This window comes from Kitasatospora sp. NPDC058190, assembly GCF_042883685.1.
GTDB lineage: Bacteria > Actinomycetota > Actinomycetes > Streptomycetales > Streptomycetaceae > Kitasatospora.
The window spans coordinates 1-14,474 of the sequence record NZ_JBHVVI010000007.1 but is presented as its reverse complement, the minus strand read 5'-3'; the positions used below and the strand labels follow the sequence as shown (position 1 = coordinate 14,474).

Here is a 14,474-nt window from a genome sequence, read left to right as displayed (position 1 = left end):
CAGCCGAGCACGGAGAGCAGACCATGACATCCGCCGCCGAGCCCGCGGCACCGTACGCCGGGGCGCCAGGCCAACCCGACCACGGGCCCGACCAGGACGTCCCGCGTGTGATCACCGACCCCGCGACCCCCGGCGACCGGGTGTTCCGCGGGGTGCTGCGGATCGCCGGGCTCTCGGTCTTCGCGATCATGGGGCTGATCGCGTTCTTCCTGATCCTGCGCGGCACGGACGCGCTGCGCGCCGTCGGTCTGTCCTTCCTCGCCGAGCAGAAGTGGCAGACCGCCGCGCACAACTTCGGCATCGCCGCCGTCCTCCCGGACGGGCTGCTGATCGCCGTGATCGCGCTGGTGATCGCCGTCCCGGTCGCCCTCTTCACCGCGATCTTCATCTCGGAGTACGCGCCGGTCCGGTTGCGCGCGGCGCTGATCTCGCTGATCGACCTGATGGCGGCGATCCCCAGCATCATCTACGGCCTGTGGGGGCTCTTCTTCCTCCAGCCGCGCATCATCGGCTTCGTCCGCTGGCTCACCAACCACCTCGGCGACGCGATCCCCTTCCTCAAGGTGCGCACCGGCGACATCGGCACCTCCTACACCTCCTCCACCTTCATCGCGGGCGTGGTCGTCGCGCTGATGATCATCCCGATCGTCACCTCGCTCAGCCGGGAGGTGTTCTCCCAGGCGCCGCAGGGCGAGCGGGAGGGCGCCTACGCGCTGGGTTCGACCCGCTGGGGGATGGTGCGCACGGTGGTGCTGCCGTTCGGCAAGGGTGGCGTGATCGGCGCGATCATGCTGGGCTTCGGCCGGGCGATGGGCGAGACGATCGCGGTCGCGCTGATCATCTCGCCGAGCTTCAAGACCATCACCCACGTCCTGGAGAACGGCGCCAACTCGATCTCGGCGCTCATCGCGCTGCGCTTCGGCGAGTCGGACGCGCTCTCGCTCTCCGCGCTGATGGCGGCCGGCCTGGTGCTGTTCGCACTGACCCTGCTGGTCAACGTGGCGGCCGGCTTCGTGATCAACCGGTCCCGCTCCGGGGCCTCCATCGCGGACTGAGATGGCGGACCGACATGGCCGGCCTCGTCCCGACCCCGCTGAAGGGAACCACCCGATGACCACGCTCGACCTGCCGCCGGTCGCCGCGGCCGAGCCCCCCGGCTCCCCCGGCTCCCCCGACGCGCCCGCCGAGGCCGCGCCGTCGCGCCCCGAGACCAGGGTGCGGCTCGGCGGCGTCACCCGCGAGGACGTGTTCACCGTGGCCGGCGCGCTGGTCGGCTCGCTCGCGCTGGACTGGATGCTGTACGAGCGGGTGCTGCCGTTCAGCGGCGTGTTCGGCTTCCTGCTCTGCTGGTACGTCCTCTTCCTGACGGGCTACTTCGCGCTCGGCCGGCTCCAGCGGGGCAGGCTCATGGTGCGCGACCGGCTGGTGTCGGTGGTCGCCTGGAGCTCCGGGCTGCTGGTGGTCGCGCTGATCGGCGACCAGATCGGCTACGTGGCGAGCCGCGGCTACGAGGCGGCGCAGCACCTCAACTTCTTCACCGAGTCGATGGAGCAGACCGCCGCGCTCTCCCCGATCACCTCCGGCGGCGCGCTCAACGCGATCGTCGGCTCGCTCGAACAGCTGGGCCTGGCCACGCTGTTCGCGGTGCCGCTGGGCATCGCGGCGGCGATCTTCATGTCCGAGGTCGGCGGCCGACTGGCCAAGCCGGTGCGGACGCTGGTCGAGGCGATGACCGCACTGCCGTCCATCGTGGCCGGCCTGTTCATCCTCGGCGTCCTCATCATCACCTTCGGCGCCGAGAAGAGCGGTTTCGCGGCCTCGCTCGCGCTGACCGTGATGATGATGCCGATCGTCACCCGGGCCGCCGAGGTGGTCATCCGACTGGTGCCGGGCACCCTGCGGGAGGCCTCGTACGCGCTGGGCGGCAGCCAGTGGCGCACGGTGTGGAACGTGGTGCTGCCGACCGCCCGCCCCGGCCTGGTGACGGCGGTGGTGCTCGGCATGGCGCGCGGCATCGGCGAGACCTCCCCGGTGCTGCTGACCTCGGGCTTCACCTCGCAGTTCAACGCCGACCCGTTCCACGAGCACCAGGTGTCGCTGCCGCTGTACATCTGGAACTACGTCAAGCAGCCCTACCCCGAGATGGTCGCTCGCGCCTTCGCGGCCGGTCTGACCCTGATGGCCCTGGTGCTGATCCTGTTCGTCACCGCGCGCGTGCTCGGCGGGCGCAAGCCGGGTGAGTTGACGAGGCGCCAGAGGCGTCGGATCGACCGGGAGGCGCGCCGGGCCGAGGCCGGCGCGCGGGCCGCCCGTCCCGCCGTCCCGCTCTCCGGGAACAGCTGATGACTCACCCAACCACCCTCCGTACCAGAGGAGTTCTCATGTCGTGGGAGGCTGCCGGCCGGCCCGTGGCCCGCGGGCTCGCCCTGCTGATGTCCCTGTTCCTGCTCGCGGCCTCCCCCCTGCTGGGGCCTGGCTCGAAGGCGTACGCGGCATCCGTCGCGCTGAGCGCCGACGGCTCCAGCTGGGCCGGTCCGGCCATCGACCAGTGGCGCCAGGACGTCGGACCGCAGGGCATCCAGATCAGCTTCAACCCGATCGGCTCGGCGGCCGGCCGCAACTCGTGGCTCCTCGGGCAGGACGACTTCACCGCCTCCGACGTGCCGTTCCGCACCAGCCAGGACTCCGGTGTGAACTCGGCGGGCCAGCGCACCGGCACGGGTGGCGTGGAGACGATGACGTACGGCTTCTCGTACATCCCGATCACCGCCGGCGGCACCACCTTCATGTACAACCTGGTGGTCGGCGGCAAGCAGGTCCGCGACCTGCGGCTGTCCCCGCAGACCATCGTGGACATCTTCACCAACAAGATCACCAACTGGAACGACCCGAAGATCACCGCCGACTACGGCAAGGCGCTGCCCAACCTGCCGATCACCCCGGTGGTCCGCTCCGACGGCTCCGGCGCCACCGCCCAGTTCACCCGTTGGATGGAGCACACCCACAAGGACCAGTGGGACGCGTACTGCTCGTCCGTCAACGGCGTCTCCTGCGGTGACTACACCGAGTTCTTCCCGCCGTCCGGCCGGATGGTCGCCCAGAACGGCTCGGACGTCGTGGCCGGCTACATCAAGGCGCCCTCCGGCCTCGGCACCATCGGCTACGACGAGTACGCCTTCGCCAAGCGCAGCAACTGGCCGGTCGTGAAGGTGCTCAACCAGGCCGGCTACTACTCGCTGCCGACCGCCTCCAACGTCGCCGTGGCGCTCACCGCCGCCAAGATCCGCGGTGTGGACGACAACACCCCGTCCACCGACCCGAACTACCTGCAGCAGAACCTCGACGGCGTCTACACCATGGACGACCCGCGCGCGTACCCGATCTCCAGCTACAGCTACGTGATCGTGCCGCGCGCGGGTGCCGCGCTGCCCCCGCCGGGCCGCTTCACCAACGACAAGGGCGGCGCGCTCAGCCGCTTCCTCGCGTACGTGCTCTGCGAGGGCCAGGGCGAGGCCGACGGCCTCGGCTACTCGCCGATCCCGCGCGGCCTGGTCCGCGGCGGGCTGCTGCAGACCAAGTCGATCCCCGGCAACGCCGGCCCGGTCGACCCGGACACCCTGTCCAACTGCGCCAATCCGACCTTCAACTCGGCCGGTGAACTGACCGTCCTGAAGAACGCGCCGATGCCCAGCCCCTGCGACAAGCAGGGCACGCCGCTGGACTGCACCGTGCAGAACGGCCAGCCGGTCAAGAGCGGCTCGGGCGGCTCGGGCGGCTCCGGCAGCGGTGGTGGCGGCGCTTCCGGTGGGACCGGGGGTTCGGGCGGCACCGGCGGGTCCGGCGGCAACGGTCACGGCGGTGGCGGCGGCTCGTCCGCGGGCGCCGGAGGCGGCGGTGGCGGGGACGCGGGCGGTGCCGGTGGCAGCGCGGCCGGCGGCGACCCGAACGCTGGTGGCGGCGCGGCCACCGGGGACCCGAACGCGGCCGGCGGCGGGGGTGACGGCTCCGCCGAGGCCGTGGTCGACCCGCAGACCGGGCAGGTGGTTGCCCGCGGCCGCGGCGGCGGCTCCACCGAGGTCGCGGCCAACGTGGTCGAGGTGAGCGGCAAGCCCGAGGACTGGACGCTCTCCACCCTCACCGCGGTGGAACTGCTCGCCGTGGTGCTCGTCCCGCCGCTGCTGGGCCATCGGCTGCTGGGCCGCCGGCTGCTGCGCCGGCGCAAGGGATCGGGCGGTGCCTCGTGACCGCACCGGTCCTGGAGAAGCCGGTGACCGAACCGTCGGCGCCCCTGGTCGAGGAGCCCCCGGCCCGTCCCGCCGTCACGCCCGCGCGGCGGCGGTTCCTCCAGGGCGCCTGGGCGGTCAGCCTGCTGGCCGCGCTGGTGGTGGGCTTCGTCGGCTACCTGTTCACGCTCTCGCACGTCCAGGAGCGGCACTACCAGTCGTCCGCGTACAAGACCTTCAAGGACCAGCTCGCCCGGGCCGTCGCCCCGACCGGCTCGGCCGACGACGGCGACCCGGTGGCGCTGCTGGACATCCCGGCGATCGGCCTGCACCAGGCCGTGGTGGTCGAGGGCACCACCAGCCGGGACCTGATGCGCGGCCCCGGCCACCGCCGGGACACCGCGCTGCCCGGCCAGGGCGGGGTCGCGGTGGTGTTCGGCCGCGGCGCCACCTTCGGCGCGCCCTTCGCCGAGCTGTCGAAGCTCCGGGTCGGCGACACGATCGAGGCCACCACCGGGCAGGGCAAGTACACCTACACCGTCAACGTGTACGGCGACGGCGACCACCCGATCACCGACCCGGCCCGCAACCGGCTGGTCCTGGTCACCGGCGACTCCGACTGGATCCCCGGCTCCACCGTGATGATCGGCGCCCGCCTTGAGGGCGACCCCGACCAGAACCCCGGCGGCCGCCCCGCCACCGTCGCGTACGACAAGGCGCTGGCCGCGGACAAGGGCGCGCTGGCCACGCTGCAGCTGTGGTCGCTCGGGCTGCTGGGCGCGGTGGTCGGCGCGCTGCTGCTGGCCCGGTACCGGCGGCCGTCGGCCGTCTACCTGAGCCTCGCGCCGGTGGTCGGCGCGCTGATCTGGGCGGTCTACGAGAACGCCGCCGCCCTGCTGCCCAACCTCTACTGACGCGCGCCCGGAGGACCGTACCGATGACCGACACCACCCAGCAGCCGCACGACGCGGCGGCCGACCCGGCCGCCGACACCCTCACCCTCCCGCCGGTCACCCCCGCGCCGGGCCCCGGAGACGGCCGGCCCGGGGACGGCCCGCTGGCCGGGCTGGAGACCCGGGACGTCTCCGCCTGGTTCGGCAGCCGCAAGGTGCTGGAGCGGATCTCGCTGGCGATGCCGGCCGGCGAGGTCACCGCGCTGATCGGCCCCTCCGGCTGCGGCAAGTCCACCTACCTGCGGATCCTCAACCGGATGCACGAGATGGTGCGCGGCGCCGCCCTGGCCGGCGAGGTGCTGCTGGACGGGGACGACGTCTACCGGCCCGGGCGGCGCCCCGCCGAGGTGCGGCGCCGGATCGGCATGGTGTTCCAGCGGCCCAACCCGTTCCCGGCGATGTCCATCCAGGACAACGTCTCCAGCGGGCTCAAGCTGGCCGGAATCAAGGTGTCCAAGGAGGAGCGCCGGCACCTGGTGGAGACCAGCCTGCGCCGGGCCGGGCTCTGGGACGAGGTGTCCGCCCGGCTGCACACCCCGGGCGGCGCGCTCTCCGGCGGCCAGCAGCAACGCCTGTGCATCGCACGGTCGTTGGCCGTCTCGCCGGACATCCTGTTGATGGACGAGCCGTGCTCCGCGCTCGACCCGACCTCCACCCGCCGGGTCGAGGAGACCATCGCCGAACTGCGCGGGCGACTCACCATCGTGATCGTCACCCACAACATGCAGCAGGCCCAGCGCGTCTCGCAGAGCTGCGCGTTCTTCCTGGCCACCCACGACACCCCGGGCCGGATCGTCGAGGCCGGGCCGACCGGGCAGATCTTCGGGCACCCGCGCGACCAGCGGACCTCGGACTACGTCAACGGCCGCTTCGGTTAAGGCGGTTACCGGGCTGGTCGACGGGTGCTGGTGCCGGGTGCTACCGGGGCAGGAACTCCTCCAGCACCGCCGCGACGCCGTCCTGGTCGTTGCTCACGGTGTGCAGCGACACCGCCGCCAGCACCGCCGGGTGCGCGTTGGCGACGGCGTACGCGGTGCCGGCCCAGGCCAGCATCTCCAGGTCGTTCGGCATGTCGCCGAAGGCCACCACCTCACTGCGGTCGATCCCGTGCTCGGCGCACCAACGGGCCAGCGTGCTGGCCTTGGTGACGCCGGACGCACTGATCTCCAGCAGCGGGATCGGCGAGGAGCGGGTGATCTCGGCCAGGTGCCCGGCGGCCGTCCGGGCCTCGGCGAGGAAGGTGTCCGGGTCGAGGTCCGGGTGCTTGGCCAGCAGCTTGAACAGGCCCCGCACCGGGCCGCCGTCCCCGAGCAGCTCCTCGGCCGGGCCGACCTCGCAGACCATGTCGTCGCCCCACATGAGCACCTCGTACTCGGGCTCGCGGGCCCACCCGTCCGCGTGCTCGAAGGCGAAGGCGGTGCCGGGCAGCTTGGCGCGCAGCGCCTCGACCACCGCCAGCGTGGTCCCGGCCGCCATCGGGAAGTACTCCACCAGCTCGCCGCGCCGCACGTCCACGATCGCGCCGCCGTTCGAGCAGATCGCCACCCCGTGGCCGCCGATGTGCGGGCTCACCTGCTGCATCCACCGCGGCGGCCGCCCGGTCACGAACACCACCTGGATCCCGGCCGCCTCGGCCGCCGCCAGGGCCGCCGCGGTGCGATCGCTGACGGTGCCGCCGGCGCAGAGCAGGGTGCCGTCCAGGTCGGTGGCGATGAGGCGGGGAGCGGTGCGGGGTTCGGTCACCGGTCCATCTTCGCCCATCGGTGCCGCCGGGTCACCGCCCAGGGCGGGGGCCGCAGCCCTGACCGTACGGACGGGTTCCGGCCCTTCACACGCCGTTTCCGGCCGATCCGCCCCCGTCCGGGGTGTCGGTGCGGGCCGAACGGGCAGGACTGATCCCGGTCACCCCGTCGGCAGGAAGAGCCATGCCCACAAGCCAGCTCCGAGACGAGACGTCCCCGACCCGCCGCTCCACCGCCGCCTCCCCGGACGAGCCGGACGTGCCCGACGAGCCGGACGTGCCCGACGAGCCGGACGTGCCCGTCGCCTCCCGCGAGCCGGTCCTGCTCGGTGAGGTCCTCTTCCACACCCTCGCCGAACTCGCCCGCCGCACCCCGGATCCGGCCCCCGCCCTCCCCGCCCAGCGCACCCGCCCGCACCCGTAGCCGTCGTCACGACCGCTCGGTGCGCCGTACCCAGTAGCGCCAGCCGGCCTCGATCTGGCTCGGCGGCCACACCGTGGCGTCCTTCTCCAGGCTCTCCCGGTGGCCGGTCCAGTGCCGGATCCCGCCCGCCGCCTGGGCGCTCAACTGCAGGCCGCAGGCCCGTTCCAGCAGCACGGCGTACATCACCGCGTGGGCGATGTCCCGGCCCGCCGCGAGCAGTCCGTGCTGCGGCATCAGGCAGGCCCTGGCCCCGCCGAGGTCGGCGGCCAGCGCCCGCCCGAGCTCCCCGGTGCGGACCAGGCCGGCGGTCGCGCGGAAGCTCGGCAGGCCGTGCTCGGCGAAGACCACCGCGTCGTGGCTCAGCGCCCGCAGCGGCACCCCGAGGGCGCTGAAGGCGTTCGCGGTGGCCGAGTGGGTGTGCAGCGAGACCCCGACGTCCGGGCGGGCCCGCATCAGCTCGGTGTGGATGTGGTACTCCAGGTGCACCCGTCCGCTGCCCGCGAGCGCCTCGCCGTCCCAGGAGACCAGCAGCACCCGGTCCGGGCCGACCTCCTCCAGGCCCCACCCCGAGGCCTTCATCCAGACCCCGCGCCCGTCGGGGTCGCGGACCGCCAGATGGCCCCAGACCATGTCCCCCTGCCCCGCCTCGGCGAGCACCCGGCTACCGAGCGCTGCCAGGGCCGCCGCCTCCCCGCCGGTGGCGGGGATCAGCGCGGTGGCGGTGTCGACGTTCATGGACGCTCCCGGTTCGCTCGCTCCGGCGTTCACTTCTCGTGTCACGAACCTAAGCGAGCAGGGCTGTTGACGAACAGATCAGACGACGCGAGTGCCACTTTCGCCCGCCTCCAACAGGACTTGAGCCGTGTTCAAGGGACTCTGCGCGCGCGTGCGCTGGAGTGGCGGGGCCAGCTGAGCCCTGCCTTGGAGGCCATTCACGATGAAGGTTCTGTTCACGATCTCGCCCTGGGCCGGGCACTTCTACCCCATGGTGCCGCTGGGGTGGGCCCTGCAGGCGGCGGGGCACGAGGTGCGGGTGATGTGCACCCCGTCCTCGGCCGACTGGGTCCGCGGCGCAGGCCTGGTGCCCGCCCCGATCCTCGACGACCACGACAACCCGCTCTTCTGGGCTCGGCTGTTCCACCAGCAGCGGGTGATCCGGGGCGTCGCGCGGGACAACGGCCTGCCGCTGCTGCACCCGGTGACCGGCGAACGGATGGCCTCCCCGGACGAGTTCGACTGGCCCTCGTACAAGCGGAAGTACGAGAACGAGTGGGGCCAGGCCTGGCTGCGCAAGATGGAGCGGGTGATCATCTACACCACCACCTTCGCGCCCGACCTGGTGGTCCACGACATGATGAGCGCCGAGGGGCCGTTCACCGCGGTGATCCACCGGCTGCCGTCGGTGCTCCACCTGTGGGGCCCGGTGGGCACCGCGGAGACCGACCCGCGGGTGGACATCGTGCCGGAGTACAACAACGGCATCCTGCGGACGCTCGGCATCAAGGGCAAGGGCCGTGAGCTGATCACCCACGTCATCGACCCCTGCCCGGCGAGCATCGCCCCGCCCACCACCGCCGAGCGGCTGCCGATGCGCTACGTGCCGTACAACGGGCCGGGTGAGGCGCCGGTGTGGGTGTACGAGAAGCCGGAGAAGCGGCGGATCTGCGTGGTCTGGGGGCACACGCTCAGTCGCTTCGGGCCGGAGGCCTTCCTGGTGTCCATGGTCCTGGAGGCGCTCGCCGACCTCGATGCCGAGGTGGTCGTCGCGATCAACCCCAAGGACCGGGAGTACGTCGGGGAACTGCCCGCCAACGCCCGGATCCTGGAGCAGTTCCCGATCAACATGCTGCTGCCCACCTGCGACGCGGTGGTGCACCACGGCGGCGCCGGCTCGGTGATGAGCGCCGTCGTGGCGGGGGTGCCGCAGCTGGCGATCCCGTTCGAGGAGGAGCAGCACGCCAACGGGCAGCGGGTGGCGGCGGCGGGCGCGGGCATCCATATGCTCGGGAAGGAGGCCACCGTGGAGCGGATCCGGGAGCACGTGGACGCGCTGCTCGGCGACGAATCCTACCGGCGCGGCGCCGAGAAGCTGGCGGCGGAGGTCGCCGAGCGGCCGACCCCGGCCGAGCTGGTCCCGGTGCTGGAGGAGATCGCCGCCGCGAAGACCCCCGCGGTCACCATCGACTGGGACTCGATCGACGCCACCGGCTACGAGCACGGTCTGATCAAGCAGTAGTCGGCCGGTCTGGGCTCCGAGGGCGGTCCCGCCAGTGCGGCGGGGCCGCCCTCGCACGTCCCCGGCGGGCGGCGCGCCCGCTCCAGCCGGATTCCACCAGGACTCCCCGGAACCCCCGACAACCCCTGCCTAGCCTGCAGTTGCAGGTACAGACACCGCGCAGGGCCGAGCCGTGATCGCACCGGCTCCCGACCACGCAGGGGAACAGATTGAAAGCGCTTGTTCTGTCGGGCGGGATGGGGACACGGCTGCGTCCGTTGACTCACTCCATGCCGAAGCAGCTCGTCCCGATTGCCGGAAAACCGGTCTTGGTCCACTGTCTCGACCGGATCCGGGACGCGGGAGTCACCGACATCGGCATCGTGGTCGGTGAGCGGGCCAAGGAGATCGAGGCCGCCCTGGGCGACGGCTCGCAGCTCGGGGTCCGGATCACCTACATCCAGCAGGAGGCCCCGTTCGGGCTGGCCCACTGCGTGCTGATCGCCCGTGAGTTCCTGGCCGAGGACGACTTCGTGATGTACCTCGGTGACAACGTGCTGGACGCCGATCTCACCGCGCTGATGGAGCCGTTCCTGGCCCGTCGGCCCGCGGCCCAGTTGGTGGTGACCAAGGTGCCCAACCCGAGCGAGTCGGGGGTCGCCGAGGTCGACGCCGAGGGCGTGGTGCTGCGGGTGGAGGAGAAGCCCGCGCAGCCGCGCAGCGACCTGGCGATGGTCGGGGTCTACTTCTTCACGCCGGAGGTCCACCAGGCTGTCCGGGAGATCCCGCTCAGTTGGCGGAACGAGTGGGAGATCACCGACGCGATCCAGTGGCTGATCGACAACGGCCGGCAGGTGCGGGCCAGTGTGCACGACGGCTTCTGGAAGGACACCGGCCGGGTCGAGGGCATCCTCGACTCCAACCGGGTGCTCCTCGACGAACTCGCTGAGGAGCAGGGAGAGTTGGACCCTGGTGTGCTGGACGGCGAGAGTACCGTCAGCGGCCCGGTCCGGATCGGGCCGGGAGTGCGGCTGATCCGCTCGCACGTGGTCGGCCCGGCGGTGATCGGGGCCGGAACGGTGATCGAGGACAGCCGGATCGGGCCGTACACCGCCCTCGGCGAGCGCTGTGTGCTCCGGCGGGCCGGCATCGCGGACTCCATCACGCTCGACGGGGTCGAGGTGTACGGGGTCACCGGGATCCGCGAGTCCCTGATCGGAAACGCCGCGCAGATCGCTCAGCGGCCCAGCGAGCCGGGCGTCAACCGCCTGGTCGTCGGCGACCACACCCGGATGGAGGTCGGGGCGTGAGGATCCTGGTCACCGGCGCGGCCGGCTTCATCGGCTCCCACTACGTGCGCTCCCTGCTCGCCGACGAGTACCCGGGCCACGAGGGTGCCCGGGTCACCGCGCTGGACAAGCTCACCTACGCGGGCAACCTCGCCAACCTGCCGGTCGGGAATCCGCGGCTGACCGTGGTCACCGCCGACGTCTGCGACCGGGACGTGCTCGCCGACGTGCTGCCCGGGCACGACGCGGTGGTCCACTTCGCCGCCGAGTCGCACGTGGACCGCTCGGTGGCCGGCGCCGAGCCCTTCTTCCGGACCAACGTGATGGGCACCCAGAACCTGCTGGACCGCTGCGTCGAGGCGCGCATCCCGCGGGTCGTGCACGTCTCCACCGACGAGGTATACGGCTCTATCGCCGAGGGTTCCTGGGACGAGGACCAGCCGCTGCTGCCCAACTCGCCCTACGCGGCCTCCAAGGCCGCCTCGGACCTGGCCGCCCGCAGCTACTGGCGCACCCACGGGCTCGACCTGAGCATCACCCGCTGCGCCAATAACTACGGGCCGTACCAGTATGTCGAGAAGGTCGTCCCGCGGTTCGTGACCAGCCTGATCGACGGCGGGACGGTGCCGCTCTACGGCGACGGCGGCAACGTCCGCGAGTGGCTGCACGTCTCGGACCACTGCCGGGCCCTTCAGCTGGTGCTGGCCGGCGGACGGGCCGGCCGGATCTACAACATCGGCGGCGGCACCGCGCTGACCAACCGCGAGCTCACCGAGCGGCTCCTGGAGCTCTGCGGCGCGGGCCCGGACCGGATCCGGCAGGTGCCCGACCGCAAGGCCCACGACCTGCGCTACTCGGTGGACGACAGCCGGATCCGCGAGGAGCTCGGCTACCGGCCGCAGGTCGACTTCGAGCAGGGCCTCAAGGAGGTCGTCGCGTGGTACCGCGACCACCGCGACTGGTGGGAGCCCACGACGACCGCGAACCGAACGGAGACCACCCGATGACCGTGACCCGGTCCGTCGAGATCCAGGATCAACTACCGCTGCTGCGCGAGGTGGTGGGCCACCACCGGCCGGTGCCGTTCATCCTCACCCGAGAGATGTTCGGCGGCCTGCCGATCGAGCTGGCTGGCGCCGAGATCAGCGCCCTGGTCGACCGGCCCGTCGCCGAGACCCATGTGCACAGCGTCCCGGAGATCTACCTGCTGTTCGCACCCAACCCGGGTGACGCGGAGATCTCCGTCGAGGTCGAGGACGAGGAGTTCCTGCTGACCGCGCCCGCCGCGCTGTACGTGCCGGCCGGCAAGCGGCACCGCTTCGTCACCCGCAGGGCCGTGCCCGGCAGCTTCTGCTTCGGCCTCTTCGTCCACAGCCCCGAGCGGGGCGAGAAGGAGGAACGATGACCGCCCAGCCGTCCACACCCGCGATCCGGTCGTACAACAGCGACGTCCCCGCGTCGGCCGACCTGTTGCGCCTGCACCTCAACGAGACCCCGTACGGCGGGCCGACCGGGGCGGTCGCGGCTGCCCGGGCCGAGCTGGACGAGCGCTGCTCGGTGTACCCGGAGAGCGAGTGCACCGAGCTGCGGGCCAGGATCGCCCGGCACGTCGGGCTGGCGCCGGCCAACGTCGCGGTCGGCAACGGTACCGACGAGCTGGTGCTGCTCGCCGCACTGACCTTCCTCGGGCCGGACCGCAGCGCCGTGGTCACCGCCACCAGCTTCCCCGGCTACCGGACCTCCGCGGCGGTCGTCGGGGCCCCGGTCACCGAGGTGCCGCTGGAGGCCTACCACGTCCCGGCCGCGGCCGTCGCCGCGGCGATCGACGAGCGGACCGGAGCGGCCTTCATCTGCAACCCGCTCAACCCCACCGGGACGGTGCTCGACCCGGGTGGGGTCGAGCGGATCATCGCCGGGGCCGAGGCGGCCGGTGCCGTCGCCGTCTTCGACGAGGCCTACCTGGACTTCGCCGACCCGGAGCTGGGCCACGCGCTGGACGCGGTGCGCGCGGGCCGGCCGGTCGTGGTGCTGCGGACCTTCTCCAAGGCCTGGGGCCTGGCGTCGCTGCGGGTCGGTTACGCGGTCGGCCGGGAGGACCTGATCGCCCGGCTCTGGCAGACCCGGCAGGCCCTGCCCTTCAACGTCAACCGGCTCGCCCAGCGGGCGGCGATCGCGGCGCTGGACGACCAGGACTTCCTCGCCTCGGTGCGCCGCCGCACTCAGGAGGCCCGGTGTCGGCTCTACGGCGGGCTGGCGGCGCTCGGGATCCGTCACGTCCCCTCGGTCACCAACTTCGTCCTGGTCGAGGTCGGCGACGACTCCGGCACGGTGGCCGCGAGGCTGGCGGACGAGCACGGGATCCTTGTCCGCGACCTGGCCGTCTTCGGGCTGCCCGGGCGACTGCGGGTGACCGTCGGCACACCCGAGCAGGTGGACCGATTCTGCGCCGCGCTGGCGGCCGTCCTGGACGTGCCGAGCGGGCGGGCGCACGCGGCGGGCCTGGACCCGCACTGGGAGAAGACGGCGCCGACCTTCGCCCCGATGGAGTTCCCGAGCCTCTTCAACGGCTACATCGGCGCCCAGACCGCCTTCGCCCTGGCCGAGCTGGGGGTGTGGGTGGCGCTCGTCGAAGGGCCTCGCCCGGTCGCCGAGCTGGCTGCGGTCGCCGACTCCACCGTCCCGCGCATCCGCGCTCTGCTCAACACCATGGCGCTGCTCGGCTACGTCGAACTGCGCGGCGAGGTGGTCTTCCTGACCACCGCGGGGCACGAACTGATCCGCCACCGCGGGTTCCTGATGTGGGGCGTCGGTGGCTACGGGTCGATGATGTCCTCGCTGGCTGACCTGGCCACCGGCCGGGCGGTGTACGGGCGGGACGTCCGCCGTGACGAGGGGCGGATCGCCAAGGGCGCCGGCGAGGTCGGTTCCGAGCTGATGCTGCCGGTCGAGCAGCGGATCCTGGAGGGGCTCGACTACGGTGACGTCGCCGACCTGGGCTGCGGGGACGGCACCCGGCTCATCCGGCTGGCCGGCAACCGGCCCGAGCCGCGGCGAGGGGTCGGCATCGACATCAGCGAGGCGGCCTGCGCGATCGCCGGTAAGCGCGTCGCTGAGGCCGGTCTGGCCCGCACTCTGGAGATCGTCTGCGGGGACGTGCTGTTCGGCGAGGAGCGGCCGGTCTTCCCCGGGATCGACCTGGTCGGCAGCTTCCTCCTGCTGCACGACCTGTTCGCCGCCTCCGACGAGCCGGCCGGGATGGTGCGCGCGCTGCGCAGGGCCTTCCCCGACGCCCGCTACTTCCTGCTCGCCGACACCAACGCGCAGTCCTGGGAGCGGCACGAGGGCCCGCTGCCGGCCTTCTCGCTGGAGTTCGAGCTGATGCACGCGTTCATGGACACGCCGCTGCTGAGCCGCGACGCGTACGAGGCGGCCTTCGCGGCGGGAGGCCTGCGGGTCCGGCGGCGCGAGCAGTTCGGTGCCCCGTCGACCTGGATCTGGCTGCTGGAGGTCGACCCGGTCGCGTGAGCGGTCGTACAGACGGAGGCGGGGCGGGCCCCATGGGGGCCGGGCCCCCCCCCCCGGGCGGAAAGAAAAAAAAAAAACCCCCCCCCCAAAAACGAAAAGGGGTT

The 14,474-nt window shown here is 72.4% G+C and carries 13 protein-coding genes; 11 read left to right on the top strand and 2 right to left on the bottom strand.

What is annotated here, in order from left to right:
• The first annotated feature begins 23 nt into the window (after positions 1 to 23).
• From pstC to ACFVWU_RS04805, 5 genes are read left to right on the top strand one after another with little or no spacing between them, the layout of a single operon-like run.
• Positions 24 to 1,055 (top strand): phosphate ABC transporter permease subunit PstC, encoded by a 1,032-nt coding sequence (pstC, locus tag ACFVWU_RS04825; RefSeq protein ID WP_387615633.1) that lies wholly within the window; start codon positions 24 to 26, stop codon positions 1,053 to 1,055.
• A 55-nt stretch (positions 1,056 to 1,110) separates the two neighbouring features.
• Positions 1,111 to 2,343: a phosphate ABC transporter permease PstA gene (pstA, locus tag ACFVWU_RS04820; RefSeq protein WP_387615630.1), complete on the top strand. Its 1,233-nt coding sequence runs from the start codon at positions 1,111 to 1,113 to the stop codon at positions 2,341 to 2,343.
• 38 nt (positions 2,344 to 2,381) lie between these two features.
• On the top strand, positions 2,382 to 4,244 hold the full coding sequence (locus ACFVWU_RS04815) for a substrate-binding domain-containing protein (protein WP_387615627.1): 1,863 nt from the start codon (positions 2,382 to 2,384) through the stop codon (positions 4,242 to 4,244).
• Positions 4,241 to 5,137, top strand: a complete 897-nt coding sequence (locus ACFVWU_RS04810; RefSeq protein WP_387615624.1) for a class E sortase — start codon at positions 4,241 to 4,243, stop codon at positions 5,135 to 5,137. Before ACFVWU_RS04815 ends, ACFVWU_RS04810 begins: the two co-directional genes overlap by 4 nt.
• 23 nt (positions 5,138 to 5,160) lie before the next feature.
• Positions 5,161 to 6,054 (top strand): phosphate ABC transporter ATP-binding protein, encoded by an 894-nt coding sequence (locus tag ACFVWU_RS04805; protein ID WP_387615621.1) that lies wholly within the window; start codon positions 5,161 to 5,163, stop codon positions 6,052 to 6,054.
• A gap of 40 nt (positions 6,055 to 6,094) precedes the next feature.
• Here the strand turns inward: ACFVWU_RS04805 and ACFVWU_RS04800 are convergent, their stop codons facing one another.
• A complete protein-coding gene (locus tag ACFVWU_RS04800) occupies positions 6,095 to 6,937 on the bottom strand; it encodes an HAD family hydrolase (RefSeq protein ID WP_387615618.1) in 843 nt (280 codons plus the stop codon).
• A 164-nt stretch (positions 6,938 to 7,101) separates the two neighbouring features.
• Between ACFVWU_RS04800 and ACFVWU_RS04795 the strand changes: the two genes are divergently transcribed.
• Positions 7,102 to 7,341: a hypothetical protein gene (locus tag ACFVWU_RS04795; RefSeq protein ID WP_387615615.1), complete on the top strand. Its 240-nt coding sequence runs from the start codon at positions 7,102 to 7,104 to the stop codon at positions 7,339 to 7,341.
• 6 nt (positions 7,342 to 7,347) lie between these two features.
• Here ACFVWU_RS04795 and ACFVWU_RS04790 read toward each other — a convergent pair whose 3' ends face one another.
• Positions 7,348 to 8,076 carry a class II aldolase/adducin family protein gene (locus ACFVWU_RS04790; RefSeq protein WP_387615612.1) on the bottom strand — a complete coding sequence of 243 codons (729 nt, stop codon included), beginning with the start codon at positions 8,074 to 8,076 and terminating at the stop codon, positions 7,348 to 7,350.
• Between the two features lie 202 nt (positions 8,077 to 8,278).
• Here ACFVWU_RS04790 and ACFVWU_RS04785 point away from each other — a divergent pair, with 202 nt between their 5' ends.
• The 5 genes from ACFVWU_RS04785 to ACFVWU_RS04765 all read left to right on the top strand — a co-directional run bounded on the left by ACFVWU_RS04785 (position 8,279) and on the right by ACFVWU_RS04765 (position 14,370).
• Positions 8,279 to 9,577, top strand: coding sequence for a nucleotide disphospho-sugar-binding domain-containing protein (locus ACFVWU_RS04785; RefSeq protein ID WP_387615609.1), 1,299 nt, complete (start codon positions 8,279 to 8,281; stop codon positions 9,575 to 9,577).
• A gap of 209 nt (positions 9,578 to 9,786) precedes the next feature.
• Positions 9,787 to 10,866: a glucose-1-phosphate thymidylyltransferase gene (locus ACFVWU_RS04780; RefSeq protein WP_387615606.1), complete on the top strand. Its 1,080-nt coding sequence runs from the start codon at positions 9,787 to 9,789 to the stop codon at positions 10,864 to 10,866.
• Positions 10,863 to 11,852: a dTDP-glucose 4,6-dehydratase gene (gene rfbB, locus ACFVWU_RS04775; protein ID WP_387615603.1), complete on the top strand. Its 990-nt coding sequence runs from the start codon at positions 10,863 to 10,865 to the stop codon at positions 11,850 to 11,852. Before ACFVWU_RS04780 ends, rfbB begins: the two co-directional genes overlap by 4 nt.
• The gene (locus ACFVWU_RS04770; RefSeq protein WP_387615600.1) at positions 11,849 to 12,250 is read left to right on the top strand and encodes a cupin domain-containing protein; all 402 of its coding nucleotides are present in this window, start codon (positions 11,849 to 11,851) and stop codon (positions 12,248 to 12,250) included. Before rfbB ends, ACFVWU_RS04770 begins: the two co-directional genes overlap by 4 nt.
• Positions 12,247 to 14,370, top strand: a complete 2,124-nt coding sequence (locus ACFVWU_RS04765; protein ID WP_387615597.1) for an aminotransferase class I/II-fold pyridoxal phosphate-dependent enzyme — start codon at positions 12,247 to 12,249, stop codon at positions 14,368 to 14,370. The genes ACFVWU_RS04770 and ACFVWU_RS04765 overlap by 4 nt, the downstream gene beginning before the upstream one ends.
• Positions 14,371 to 14,474: the final 104 nt, after the last annotated feature.

Coding starts and splice junctions, on each gene's coding strand:
- pstC (WP_387615633.1), top strand. CDS start 24: ATGACATCCGCCGCCGAGCCCGCGGCACCGTACGCCGGGGCGCCAGGC.
- pstA (WP_387615630.1), top strand. CDS start 1,111: ATGACCACGCTCGACCTGCCGCCGGTCGCCGCGGCCGAGCCCCCCGGC.
- ACFVWU_RS04815 (WP_387615627.1), top strand. CDS start 2,382: ATGTCGTGGGAGGCTGCCGGCCGGCCCGTGGCCCGCGGGCTCGCCCTG.
- ACFVWU_RS04805 (WP_387615621.1), top strand. CDS start 5,161: ATGACCGACACCACCCAGCAGCCGCACGACGCGGCGGCCGACCCGGCC.
- ACFVWU_RS04800 (WP_387615618.1), bottom strand. CDS start 6,937: ATGGGCGAAGATGGACCGGTGACCGAACCCCGCACCGCTCCCCGCCTC.
- ACFVWU_RS04795 (WP_387615615.1), top strand. CDS start 7,102: ATGCCCACAAGCCAGCTCCGAGACGAGACGTCCCCGACCCGCCGCTCC.
- ACFVWU_RS04790 (WP_387615612.1), bottom strand. CDS start 8,076: ATGAACGTCGACACCGCCACCGCGCTGATCCCCGCCACCGGCGGGGAG.
- ACFVWU_RS04785 (WP_387615609.1), top strand. CDS start 8,279: ATGAAGGTTCTGTTCACGATCTCGCCCTGGGCCGGGCACTTCTACCCC.
- ACFVWU_RS04770 (WP_387615600.1), top strand. CDS start 11,849: ATGACCGTGACCCGGTCCGTCGAGATCCAGGATCAACTACCGCTGCTG.
- ACFVWU_RS04765 (WP_387615597.1), top strand. CDS start 12,247: ATGACCGCCCAGCCGTCCACACCCGCGATCCGGTCGTACAACAGCGAC.